A 12,141-nucleotide genomic window follows, 5' to 3' on the forward strand; every position below is an offset into this window, starting at 1 on the left:
CATGCACAGCCTCCTGCCGCTCAACAGCACGCCGCTGGAACGGGCCGTCGAGGCGGCCTCCAACGAAGACCTCAAGGTCACCCTGCGCACCCTGTACAACCCCGATACCTGCCCGGCGAACCTGTTGTACCAGCTGGCCTGGGCCTGGTCGGTGGACCGTTGGGACGACACCTGGCCCGAGGCGATCAAGCGCTCGGTGATTCGCTCCTCGTTCTACGTGCATGCCCACAAGGGCACGATCGGCGCATTGCGCCGCGTGGTGGAGCCGTTTGGCTATTTGATCGAAGTGATCGAGTGGTTCAAGGCCACGCCCCCGGCGGTGCCCGGCACTTTCGCGCTGAAGATCGGCGTGTCCGAGGCGGGGATCAGCGAACAGACGTACCAGGAACTGACCTGGCTGATCGACGACGCCAGGCCCGTCAGCCGACACCTGAGCGGCCTGGTCATCAGCCTGGAAACCGCCGGCTCGCTTTACCTCGGCGCCGCGCTGCAAGACGGCGACGAACTTGACATCTACCCGCCTGCGCCGGCCGACCTCACGGTCATGGGGGCCATCGGGCGTGGTGGGCGAGAACACACCATTGACTATCTGGACATTTACTAATGGTTGATCAGAACTCCCAGTTCTACGCGATCCTGACCAAGATGGGGGCCGCGAAACAGGCCAATGCGGATGCCCTGGGCATTCCTTGGAAAATCACACACATGGCCGTCGGTGACGCCAGTCCGGCAGGGCTGGACAACCCGCCGCTGCCAATGCCCAACGCGAGCTGGACCAGCCTGCTCAACGAGTGGCGGCGGGCGCCGCTGAACCAGCTCAAGGTCGACGAAAAGGACAGTGCGGTCATCGTCGCCGAGCAGGTGATTCCTGCCGAGATTGGCGGGCGCTGGATTCGCGAGGTGGGGCTGTACGACGCCGACGGCGACCTGGTGGCGGTGGCCAACTGTGCCCCTACCTACAAACCGCTGCTCAACCAGGGCTCGGGCCGCACCCAGGTCGTGCGCATGAACCTGGTGGTCAGCAGCGCCAGCAATGTGCAACTCAAGATCGATCCGGGTGTAGTGCTGGCGACCCGCGAGTTCGTGACCGAGGAACTGGCCAAGCGCGACTTCAAGCACTCGGTGCTGGCTGCGACCACGGCCGCGATCACCTTGAACGGGTTGCAGACGATGGATGGTGTTGCGCTACAGTCGGGCGCGCGCGTGCTGGTGAAGAACCAGGCCGCTGCCAAGGACAACGGCCTGTATCTGGTTGCCAGTGGAGCGTGGACACGTTGCCCGGATGCGGACAGCAGCGCCAAGGTCACGCCCGGCCTGCTGGTGCTGGTGGAGCGGGGTACGGCCAACGGTGACAGCGCCTGGCAACTGACCACGGATGCACCCATTACTCTGGGCGTAACGGCGCTGGCGTTTGAAATGGCGTTCGGGCGCAGCGGGGTTGCCGCTGGCACCTATCGCAGCGTCAAGGTGGATGCTTACGGCCGCGTTGTCGCCGCGACGAATCCGACCACGCTGAGCGGGTATGGCATCACCGACAGTTACACCAAAGCGCAGATTGAAGAGATGATCGCCGAGGCCTCGGCGATGCCGGTGGGAGTCATGGCAGCACTGCCGGTGAACAAGATCCCGCCAGGCTGGCTTGAGGTCGATAACAGTGCGAAGAGTATCGCTGCTTATCCCGACTTGGCTGCGTTCCTTGGCGGCGCCTACAACAACGGCACAGAACCGGCGGGTTACTTCCGTTTGCCGGAGTCGCGCGGCGCTGCATTGCGGGGCTGGGATCATGGCCGTGGTATCGACGTCGGCCGTGCGCTGGGTGACGAGCAGCTTGATGCGATGCAGCGGATTACTGGCAAATTTGGCATCCGTGGTGCCTATCAGGGCGGCGTTATGGTTGCCGATCAGGAAGGGGCTTTCAAAGCGTCCTCAACTACTACCGCCGGCTTTTATGTTGCAAATGGCAGCACCAGTGGAGCATTTCAGGGTACTGAGTTCGATACGGGGCTTGTAGCCCGTACTGCCTCTGAAACCCGCATGCGCAACGTTTCTGTGGTCTGGTGCATCAAGGCCTGGAGTGCGCCGATCAATCAAGGAAACATTGATATTGCTGCGTTGGCCGCGTTGGCCGCTCAAGCGACCGAAACCAATTTGGGTATGGTGAGAATCGCCACCCAAGCGCAGGTCAACGCAGGCTTGGCCGATGATGTGCTCGTTACACCAAAAAAACTGCGCTGGGGGCTCACGGCCAGTTTCACTACCAACGGCTACCTGGTTTTCCCTTCCTGGCTTGGTGGGTTCACTGTGCAGTGGGGCTTGTTGTCAGGTAGCGCGGGAGTGCATGACCTCAACTTCCCTCTCGAGTTTCCGAGCAGTGTCCTGCAGTTGATGCTCACCGGACAAGCCACCCAGGCGACCGTCGGCGAGTACAACGACCAGTGGGTGAACTCACTGTCGAAGTCGGGTGCGGTGATCTATGCAGAGGCCGCTCAATCCATACGTTGGCTCGCCCTAGGACGATAAATATGCAGCGCTACTACAGTCTCTCCACCGCTACTACCTATCTGGAGGGCATTCACCTGGAAATGCCACCGGACGCCCGCCCTATCACCGAAGCGCTTTTTCTTGACGTGATCGCCAATCCTGATCCGAGCAAGGTACGCTCCCACGGCCCCGATGGGCTGCCCATTCTGATTGAGCCCCCGCCGGTGGTACTGACTTTGGAACAACATTCGGCCCGCGAGCGCGCAGGCCGTGATTCGCAAATAGGTGCTACGGAATGGTTAGTCACTCGCCATAGAGATGAGCTTGACATGCAGTTGACTACCAGCTTGTCAGCCGAACAGTTCGCCGAGATGCTGCAGTACCGTCAGGCTCTGCGCGACTGGCCCCAGTCGGAGCTGTTCCCAGTTTCTGAGCACCGGCCGGTACCGCCGCTCTGGTTGGAAAGCATGACCCCCTGAAGCCCCGCACTGTCGGGGCTTTTTCATTCTTCAAGACCCTTCAGCAGAAAATCTTAAGGCTTTGCAGATGTTGAAAGATTGCAGATGCGGCAGATGCAAACGACTGCTTGCCCGTATGGGCGAGTTCACAGAACTCCAGATCAAATGTTCCCGCTGCGGAACGTTGAATCATGTGAAGGCCACGAGCCTCGAACCATCGCCTGTGAGCGACATGAACGCGGAATGTTCCGCGACTCAGCATTCGACTCGATAGGTAAACAGACATGGAAGCAGTAAAAGTAGGCAAGCATTTTTATTACGGGCACCCGACCAGCATGATCCAGGTGGTCAACCCGGCCGATAACACCGAAGGTGTCTATCTGCGTACTACCACCCTCTGCACGGGCGGTGGCGCCATCAATGTGTACAGCGGCCCCAAGGCGCCTGCTCGTCTCGGCGATACGACCGTGCACTGCATTTTTGGCGGTATCGACGGACGCAACGACTCGCAGTACACCCTGCCTTATCCGCTGTTCATCCCAGCCGGCTACGGGCTCTGGACCGCAGCCAACAACCCGACTGCAGCGATCTGCCTGACCTGGGATTTCCTGGCCTGAGATTGGCTGTGCGCTCTGCATATCCTCGCATCAGGCTGCATTTCGAAAATTTCTGATTCTCCTTCCGAGGCCCTGCATTGCAGGGCCTTTTTCATACCCGGAGTTTACCCATGAGTGGTTTCTTTCACGGCGTCACCGTCACCAACGTCGACACCGGCGCCCGCACCATCGCGTTGCCGTCGTCCTCGATCATCGGCCTGGTGGACACCTTCACCGAAGGCCCGACCGCCAGCGCCAAGTTCAACGACCTGGTGCTGATCACCAGCGAGCGTGAAGCCATCGCCGCCTTCGGCGCCGACGCGGCCATCACCCGTGCCTGCCAGGCCATCTACCAGCGCGCCAAGGCGGTCATCGTCGCCTGCGGCGTGGCCAAGGTGGCCGACGCCGCCGAGCAGACCTCGGCCATCATCGGCAGCGTGCTGGCCGACGGCAAGCGTACCGGCCTGCAAGCGCTGCTCGACGGCAAGAGCCGTTTCAACGCCCAGCCGCGCCTGCTGGTCACTCCAAAGCACAGCGCAACTCAAGCCGTCGCCACCGCCCTGGTGGCCCTGGCCGACAAGCTGCGCGGCCTGGCCATCATCGACGGCCCGGCCACCACCGACGAGGCCGCCCTGGCCTACGCCGAAAACTTCGGTGCCAAGCGCGCCTTCCTGGTCGACCCGGGCGTGCAGTACTGGGACACCACCACCAGCGCCACCGTCGATGCAGCGGCCTCGGCCTGGGTCGCTGGCCTGTTCGCCTGGACCGACAACGAGTACGGCTTCTGGGCCTCGCCCTCGAACAAGGAGTTCGTCGGCATCACCGGCACCACCCGCCCCATCGAGTTCCTCGATGGCGACGAGACCTGCCGCGCCAACCTGCTCAACAACGCCAACATCACCACCATCATCCGCGATGACGGCTATCGCCTGTGGGGCAACCGCACCCTGAGCAGCGACCCGAAGTGGGCCTTCGTCACCCGCGTGCGCACCATGGACATCGTGATGGACGCGATTCTCTACGGGCACAAATGGGCAGTCGACCGCTCGATCACCGCCACCTACGTCAAGGACGTGACCGAAGGCCTGCAGGCGTTCATGCGCGACCTCAAGGCCCAGGGCGCGATCATCAACTTCGAAGTGTTCGCCGACCCGGAACTCAACAGTGCCAGCCAGCTGGAGCAGGGCAAGGTGTACTGGAACATCCGCTTCACCGACGTACCACCGGCCGAAAACCCCAACTTCCGCGTCGAGGTCACCAACCAGTGGCTCACCGAAGTTCTCGATAACGCAGCTTAAGGAGCACTAGCAATGGCAATGATTCCCGAAACCCTGGCGAACTTGAACCTGTTCGTCGATGGCACCAGCTTCCAGGGCGATGTCACCAGCCTGACCCTGCCCAAGCTCACCCTGAAAATGGAAGAGCACCGGGTGGGCGGCATGGACATGCCCATCGAGATGGACATGGGCATGGAGAAGCAGGAAGCCGGCTTCACCACTACCGGCGTGCGCCGTGAGTCGCTGAAGTTCTTCGGCCTGGCCGATGGTTCTGCGTTCAACGGTACCTTCCGCGGTGCCTTCAAGGGCCTCAAGGGCGCTGTCACCCCGGTGATCGTGACCCTGCGCGGCGCGCTCAAGGAAGTCGACATGGGCGATTGGAAGGCCGGTGACAAGGCCGAGGTCAAGCACACCGTCGCCGTCACCTACTACAAGCTGGAAGTCGGCGGACGCCTGATCTACGAGATCGACCCCATCGGCATGAAGCGCGTGATCGACGGCGTCGACCAGCTCGCGGCACAACGTTCGGCCCTGGGCCTGTAAGGACTTCTCATGACCCAAGCAAAGATCCCCAGCTGGATGAAGCTGAGCGCCGACGGCGTGGTGGTGGCGCTGACCCGGCCGAGCGAAGCCAATGGCATCAAGGTCGACAGCCTGTCGTTGCGCTCGCCTACGGTACGCGACATTCGTGCGGCTCAGTCGGCCGGCAGCGGCGACGACGAGCAGCGTGAGCTGAACCTGTTCGCCTCCCTCGCCGAGGTGGGCATCAAGGACTTGGAGGGCCTCGCGCTCAAGGACTATGGCCGCCTGCAGGCGGGCTATTTTCGCCTGGTGCAAGACGACGAGCTTTGACCCCTCCCTTCAGAAGGTGGCCGCCAGGCGGCTTGCCCGTGAGCTGAATTTTTCTGCCACCGAGATCATGACCATGTCGTTCAACGACATGGTCTGGTGGCTCACGGAGTGAGCCGGTTTTGCACGCACAGGGGGACCGTATGGCAAACGCGTTAGCGTTGAAACTGGTTATCGGCGCCTCGGTCAGTTCGACGATCGGCGCATCATTCAAGCTGCTTGAGGCGCGGATCCGGCAACTCAGGCAATTGAGCAGCGAAGGCAAGGGCGACCTGTACCCGATCGGGCACGAGACGCTGGGCAACGGGATGCTCGACAGCGCTCCTGGTGACCCGCCAGGCGCGAGAACTCAAGCAAAGACCGGGGGCGCCGTACAGGCTGCTGAAACACAGGGCTCCCGGCACAGGCTGACATTGTTGAAGAGCATCGACGGGCACTTGCAGGTGATCAGTTTCCAGGTCGCCGATGTTGCGCGCCGGCTTTCGCAATCGAAGCCCGCCAGGGTATCCGTAAACATCAGATCGCAAGCGGCACCGCAGGCACCCGCAGGGGCAGCTGCGGCTGCTTCACTGGAGACTGCAGCGCCTGCATCTTCGCCAACCGATGGGACACCTGCGGCGGGTCGGGTATCCGACCCGCTCAGCAGGAGGATGGCGGGGAGCGATGATACCGGGCCCCCGGCAAAGGGGCCGCAGCCCATAGGTATCATCGCTGTTGCCAGTGATTTCAGGGCAGGGCCACGGAAGGCTGGCGTGCTGGGTGGCGACGCTCCCAAAGGCGCAAGGGCGCCGCAACGGGTGTTTGTCGTCAATGCCCAGGACTTTTGCTGCGGCGCGATAACTTCGAGAAGGGGTAGAGGGGGAAGAAAGAACAGCCCCTCCAGGCGCCGACCTTCATCTGCTCCGGTTGGGCGCTGGGAAAGCATCAAAGGTTACCTCGGCAAGGCTGTTCCGGCGATCAAGGCCGCTCGAGCGCCCGCAGCCGTCGAGGCCATCTACAAGTTCGGCAAGACCTTCCTCACTGCAGAAACCACCGAGCAGAAGGCCGAGGGATATGGTGGGGCAGTGGGCGGTTTTGGTGGCGCACTGGCCGGGGCTGCGCTGGGCGCTTTCGTTCCTGTCATCGGTCCTGCGATCGGTTCGGTGATCGGGGGTATTGTGTTCAGCGAGTGGGGCTCCTCGTTAGCCAAGAAGTGGTTTGCAGACGACGATGCTGCCAAGCCTCCTGCTGGCGAACCCACTCACTTGTCCAAGTCGCTGGGCGATGTCGCTCGTTCGATGAATCCCGGCGCTGGCGAGCCGATGACAATTCTGTCGTTGCCGCCTGCGCCACCTTCGATCAGCCCTGCGCCGCAGCCGATTGCCCAACAGATCACCTTCGCCCCGAACATGCCCATCACCGTGCAGGGCAGTGTCACCGACCCGGCCCAGTTGGCGATGAACATCGAGCCGATCATTCGACGTCAGTTCCTCGAACTGACCCGTCAGGCTTCGATGCGGCAACTGGCCGACCCCACATTTGTATAAGGAGCTGCCATGACCTACATGGACCAGTTGCACTCGGCCCTGCGGGCGCTGATCGCAGCGGGGGAGGCGGGCCGGCGCAGTGCCGACGAGATGCTGGAGCCCATGACCGGCGCCATCAGCGATATCGCCGAAGCCGCTGCCGCGCTCGAGGACATCCCCTACGTCGGGCCGCTGATCGGCGCCAGGCTGCAACGCACGATGCGCGCCATCAACCGGTCGCAGCGGGGCGTCGACAAGGTGCTGGGCCGTTACAGCCGTGCCGTGGCCAAGGTCGCGCTGGTGCAGGAGCGCATCGTCATCTTCGAGCAGAAGGCGGCCAAGGCTGCCGCAGCCATCAACAAGGTGGCGGGTCGCATCAGCCCGTCGCTGGGCACGTTGCTGCCCACCGGCAGTTTCGCGCCGTCGGTCACGCCGGCAGCCGAGGTGGTCAAGCCGTTCCCGCACCTGCTCATTCTGCAGTCGTTGCAGGCGCAGGCGCAGCCTTACTACTTCAACCTCGACACCGCGACCTTCGATGAACTGCGTCGCCAGAGCGGCTTTCGCTGGGCGGGCCAGGAGCGCCTGAGCCGCCACCCGGCGCAGCAGGCGGTGGGGCTGGGCGAAGAGCGCATCACCCTCAAGGGCACGATCTTTCCCGGTGCCAAAAGCGGGCTCGGCCAGTTGCAGGCGCTGCGCAGCATCGGTCGGCAATTGCAGCCACTGAGCCTGACCACCGGCTACGGCGAGGTACTGGGCAACTGGTGCCTGACCAGCATCGAGGAGGACCAGAGCAGCCTGGTGGCTGGCGGCATTCCTCGCAAACAAGGCTTTTCATTGGAGTTCGTGAGCTATGGCGACGATCTGCAGAACCTCTGACGGCGATCTGCTCGACAGCCTCTGCCAGCACTACTACGGGCACCTCAACGGCAGCGTCGAAGCGGTACTCGATGCCAACCAGGGCCTGGCCGACCAGGCGCAGCCGTTTTGTGCCGGGGTGCTCATCAGGCTGCCCGCGTTGACGCCCGCCCGCCAGGCCCTGGTGCAGTTGTGGGACTGAGCTGGCGCGCCCCCCCTGCCTGCCAGCGCTGCGTGCGCGGGCAGGCCCTTCTGGAGCAGCAACCATGCAACCTGTGTTTCGCATCGTGGCCGATGGCAAGGACATCACCGCGCTGATCAATGATCGCCTGCTGTCGCTGCGTACCACCGACAAGCCGGGCATGGACTCGGACGAGTTCGAACTGCGTATCGACGATCGCGACGGCGAGGTGGCATTGCCGGCACGCGGTGCCTTCATCGAGGTGCATCTGGGCTACGCCGGCCAGGCATTGACCCGCCTGGGGCGCTACGCCGTGGATGAGGTGGAGCTGTCCGGGCCGCCCGACAGCATCGTGATCCGAGGCAAGGCCAGCGACATGCGCGGCAGCGGCAAGACCACCCGCAGCGGCAGCTGGGAGAACGTCACCCTGCAGCAGATTGTGCGCGACATCGCCGCGCGCAATGGCTGGCAGCCAGCGTGCCCGGTGACGCTGCGCATACCGCGCATCGACCAGTTCAACGAGTCGGACTTCAACTTCATCACCCGCCTGGGGCGCCTGTTCGACTGCACCGCCAAGGTAGCGAACGGCGCGCTGCTGGTGATGCCGCGCCAGGCCGGCAAGAGCGCCAGCGGCAAGGCCCTTGGCAACGTCAGAATCAGCCGTGGCGACGTGCGCAGCTGGCAGTTTCGCATGACCGACAAAGGCACCCACAAGGCCGTGCAAACCCGTCATCTGGACAGCAAGAGCGGCCAGCAGAGCGTGGTCGACCTGCCCAACGACGACGCGCCCGACGGCCTCTCGCCTGTGCACACCGACCGCCACCTGTACCCCAACCGTAGCGCTGCCGAGCAGGCCGCCAAGGCCCGCCTGGCGGCGCTCAACCGCAGCACCGCCAGCCTGCGCCTGGAAATGCCGGGCCGCACCGACCTGTTCGTCGAACGCACCCTCGACGCCCAGGGCTTCAAGCCCGGCCTCGATGGCGAGTACCTGATCGAGTCGATCGAGCAGGTGTTCAGCGCGTCCGGGTGGAGCACCACGGTCGAGTGCAATGGCGGCAAGCAAGGCAAGGCCAGGGCCAAGGGCGGGCAGGGTAATGCCGGTCGTTCGCTCAAGGCCGGACAGGCCTGAACCCCTATGCATTTTGGAGAATGATGATGGTCATCACTCAGCAGAACTTGATGCAGATTCTTCCCGGTGCCGGCGCCAATGCCGGCATTTTTGTACCCACCCTGAACACTGCCATGGCCCGTTGGGAAATCGACAACCCCCGACGCATTGCTGCCTTCCTCGCGCAGATCGGCCACGAGTCGGGCCACCTGCGTTACGTGAAGGAGCTGGGCAGCGATCGCTACCTGTCCCGTTACGACACCGGCGCCCTGGCCCTGCGCCTGGGCAACACGCCGGAGGCGGACGGCGACGGTCAGCGGTACTGCGGCCGGGGGCTGATCCAGGTTACAGGGCGCAACAACTACCGCGCCTGCAGCATGGCGCTGTTTGGCGACGAGCGTCTGCTGGAGTTGCCGCAGTTGCTCGAGCAACCGCGTTGGGCCGCCGAGTCGGCTGCCTGGTTCTGGCACTCGCGCGGGCTTAACGCGCTGGCCGACCGCGGTGAGTTCAACCGCATTACGCGGCATATCAACGGTGGCCTCAATGGCCTGGAGGATCGCCTCAAACTCTGGGCCCGCGCCCGCGAGGTGCTGTGTTGAACCGCTTGCACGCTGTGGTGCTGCTGAGCCTGGTGCTGCTGGCCTGCGCATTGACCTGGCAGGTCCAGGGCTGGCGCCTGGGCCGCCAGCTGGCGCAGCAGCAACAGGCCTGGGCATTCGAACGCCAGCAACTGGCCGAGCGTGCTGCCGCCGAGCTGCAGGGCGAACGCCAGCAACGCCATGTGCTGGAGCGCCAGCTGGACTTGAACGACAACACCCATTATCAGGAGCTTCTCGATGCACAACAGGCTCAGGCACGCTTGCGTGATCGGCTGGCTACTGCTGATCTGCGGTTGTCGGTCCTCCTCGACCGCGACGCCCCTCCCGACCTGCCTGCCGCCCCCGGCGCCGGCAGCCTGGATCATGGCGCCCCACGCGCCCGACTTGACCCGGCGCATGCTCGACGAATTATCGCCATCACCGATGCCGGTGACGCCGGACTGATCGCCCTGCGCGCCTGCCAGGGTTACATACGCGCGCTCACACCTTGAGTGTTCAGCCACGCCGATAGCTGGTGTAGGGTAGGCGCCAGACCTTCAAGGAGCCTGCCATGGACCCGATCACCGCACTTTCTGCCCGGCTGGGGGAACACCTGCGCCGTTACAATGCCCAAGTCACCACGGCCGAGTCCTGCACCGGCGGTGGTATCGCCGAGGCCATCACACGTATTCCTGGCAGTTCGGCCTGGTTCGAAGCGGGCTACGTGACCTACTCCAACGCCCAGAAGACTCGCCAGCTGGGGGTAGACCAGGCACTGTTCCCGCAGGTCGGTGCGGTCAGCCAGGAAGTGGTCGAGGCCATGGTGCGCGGCGCCCAGGTTGCCAGCGGGGCACGCTTTGCCGTGGCGGTCAGCGGCGTGGCAGGGCCCGATGGCGGCTCGCCGGCCAAACCGGTGGGCACTGTATGGCTGGCCTGGGGCGACGGTGCGCATGTGGCCAGCGAGCGCCGGCACTTCGATGGCGACCGCGATGCGGTGCGCCGACAAACGGTAATCGCCGCCCTAGAGGGCCTGTTACAGCTTGGCGCAGAGTAAATCGCAAATCGGGGGTAGGCGGAAAGAAAACCCTGTGGAATAATACTGGCTACTTATACAGGTGTTGTGGCCGTCAGGCCCTATCGATGATTACGTGAGGACTTCAATGGACGACAACAAGAAGCGTGCCTTGGCTGCGGCCCTGGGTCAGATCGAACGTCAATTCGGTAAAGGCGCGGTCATGCGCATGGGCGATCACGATCGCCAGGCGATTCCGGCAATCTCGACCGGTTCGTTGGGTCTGGACATTGCTCTGGGCATCGGCGGCCTGCCAAAGGGCCGTATCGTCGAAATCTACGGTCCTGAGTCGTCGGGTAAGACCACGCTGACCCTGTCGGTGATCGCCCAGGCACAAAAAGCCGGCGCCACCTGCGCATTCGTCGACGCCGAACACGCCCTCGACCCCGAGTACGCCGGCAAGCTGGGCGTCAATGTCGACGACCTGCTGGTCTCGCAGCCGGACACCGGTGAGCAGGCCCTGGAAATCACCGACATGCTGGTGCGCTCCAACGCCGTCGACGTGATCATCGTCGACTCCGTGGCGGCCCTGGTACCCAAGGCCGAGATCGAAGGCGAAATGGGCGACATGCACGTGGGCCTGCAGGCTCGCCTGATGTCCCAGGCACTGCGCAAGATCACCGGCAACATCAAGAACGCCAACTGCCTGGTGATCTTCATCAACCAGATCCGCATGAAAATCGGCGTGATGTTCGGCAGCCCGGAAACCACCACAGGTGGTAACGCGCTGAAGTTCTACGCTTCGGTACGTCTGGACATCCGCCGTACCGGCGCGGTGAAGGAAGGCGACGAAGTGGTCGGCAGCGAAACCCGCGTCAAAATCGTCAAGAACAAGGTGGCGCCGCCGTTCCGCCAGGCCGAGTTCCAGATTCTGTATGGCAAGGGCATCTACCGCAACGGTGAGATCATCGACCTGGGCGTGCTGCACGGCTTCCTCGAAAAAGCCGGTGCCTGGTACAGCTACCAGGGCAGCAAGATCGGTCAGGGTAAAGCCAACTCCGCCAAATTCCTGGCAGAGAACCCGGAAATCGCCGCGACCCTCGAGAAGCAGATCCGCGACAAGCTGCTGACCGGTGGTGTTGAAGCTGCAGCTGCTGCGGCTGCTGGTAAAACGGCTGCTGCAGAACCTGAAGATGATCTGGTCGACGCTGACGCCGACGCCAACTTCTGATTTGCAGATA

The 12,141-nt window shown here is 63.3% G+C and carries 16 protein-coding genes; all 16 read left to right on the forward strand.

Features of this window, described 5'->3' with window-relative positions; genetic code table 11:
* Position 1 precedes the first annotated feature (1 nt).
* On the forward strand, positions 2–604 hold the full coding sequence (locus tag B4I46_RS13525) for a phage tail protein I (RefSeq protein ID WP_100633086.1): 603 nt from the start codon (positions 2–4) through the stop codon (positions 602–604).
* Positions 604–2,520 carry a phage tail protein gene (locus B4I46_RS13530; protein WP_286900615.1) on the forward strand — a complete coding sequence of 639 codons (1,917 nt, stop codon included), beginning with the start codon at positions 604–606 and terminating at the stop codon, positions 2,518–2,520. Before B4I46_RS13525 ends, B4I46_RS13530 begins: the two co-directional genes overlap by 1 nt.
* A 2-nt stretch (positions 2,521–2,522) precedes the next feature.
* Complete coding sequence (locus tag B4I46_RS13535) at positions 2,523–2,960, forward strand: phage tail assembly chaperone (protein WP_043864281.1); 438 nt, start codon at positions 2,523–2,525, stop codon at positions 2,958–2,960.
* A 67-nt stretch (positions 2,961–3,027) separates the two neighbouring features.
* Entirely contained in the window at positions 3,028–3,213 is a 186-nt protein-coding gene (locus B4I46_RS13540) for a Com family DNA-binding transcriptional regulator (RefSeq protein ID WP_080922947.1), read from the forward strand.
* A 10-nt stretch (positions 3,214–3,223) separates the two neighbouring features.
* On the forward strand, positions 3,224–3,556 hold the full coding sequence (locus B4I46_RS13545) for a hypothetical protein (RefSeq protein ID WP_043864280.1): 333 nt from the start codon (positions 3,224–3,226) through the stop codon (positions 3,554–3,556).
* 110 nt (positions 3,557–3,666) lie between these two features.
* A complete protein-coding gene (locus tag B4I46_RS13550) occupies positions 3,667–4,833 on the forward strand; it encodes a phage tail sheath subtilisin-like domain-containing protein (RefSeq protein ID WP_043864279.1) in 1,167 nt (388 codons plus the stop codon).
* Positions 4,834–4,845: 12 nt separating this feature from the next.
* Positions 4,846–5,355, forward strand: coding sequence for a phage major tail tube protein (locus B4I46_RS13555; protein ID WP_043864278.1), 510 nt, complete (start codon positions 4,846–4,848; stop codon positions 5,353–5,355).
* Positions 5,356–5,364: 9 nt separating this feature from the next.
* Positions 5,365–5,664, forward strand: a complete 300-nt coding sequence (locus B4I46_RS13560; protein WP_043864277.1) for a phage tail assembly protein — start codon at positions 5,365–5,367, stop codon at positions 5,662–5,664.
* Positions 5,665–5,804: 140 nt separating this feature from the next.
* On the forward strand, positions 5,805–7,187 hold the full coding sequence (locus tag B4I46_RS13565; protein ID WP_286900618.1) for a hypothetical protein: 1,383 nt from the start codon (positions 5,805–5,807) through the stop codon (positions 7,185–7,187).
* A gap of 9 nt (positions 7,188–7,196) precedes the next feature.
* Positions 7,197–8,042: a phage tail protein gene (locus tag B4I46_RS13570; RefSeq protein ID WP_286900620.1), complete on the forward strand. Its 846-nt coding sequence runs from the start codon at positions 7,197–7,199 to the stop codon at positions 8,040–8,042.
* A complete protein-coding gene (locus B4I46_RS13575; RefSeq protein WP_043864274.1) occupies positions 8,017–8,223 on the forward strand; it encodes a tail protein X in 207 nt (68 codons plus the stop codon). The genes B4I46_RS13570 and B4I46_RS13575 overlap by 26 nt, the downstream gene beginning before the upstream one ends.
* Before the next feature lie 64 nt (positions 8,224–8,287).
* Positions 8,288–9,331: a phage late control D family protein gene (locus tag B4I46_RS13580; RefSeq protein ID WP_213607084.1), complete on the forward strand. Its 1,044-nt coding sequence runs from the start codon at positions 8,288–8,290 to the stop codon at positions 9,329–9,331.
* A 26-nt stretch (positions 9,332–9,357) separates the two neighbouring features.
* Positions 9,358–9,909 (forward strand): glycoside hydrolase family 19 protein, encoded by a 552-nt coding sequence (locus B4I46_RS13585; protein ID WP_286900624.1) that lies wholly within the window; start codon positions 9,358–9,360, stop codon positions 9,907–9,909.
* The gene (locus B4I46_RS13590) at positions 9,906–10,400 is read left to right on the forward strand and encodes a lysis system i-spanin subunit Rz (protein WP_286900625.1); all 495 of its coding nucleotides are present in this window, start codon (positions 9,906–9,908) and stop codon (positions 10,398–10,400) included. Before B4I46_RS13585 ends, B4I46_RS13590 begins: the two co-directional genes overlap by 4 nt.
* A 59-nt stretch (positions 10,401–10,459) precedes the next feature.
* Positions 10,460–10,942 (forward strand): CinA family protein, encoded by a 483-nt coding sequence (locus tag B4I46_RS13595; protein WP_286900627.1) that lies wholly within the window; start codon positions 10,460–10,462, stop codon positions 10,940–10,942.
* Between the two features lie 106 nt (positions 10,943–11,048).
* Positions 11,049–12,131, forward strand: coding sequence for a recombinase RecA (gene recA, locus B4I46_RS13600; RefSeq protein WP_043864269.1), 1,083 nt, complete (start codon positions 11,049–11,051; stop codon positions 12,129–12,131).
* Positions 12,132–12,141: the final 10 nt, after the last annotated feature.

The sequence above is a fragment of the Pseudomonas sp. UBA7500 genome (genome assembly GCF_002478435.1).
Lineage (GTDB): Bacteria > Pseudomonadota > Gammaproteobacteria > Pseudomonadales > Pseudomonadaceae > Aquipseudomonas > Aquipseudomonas palmensis.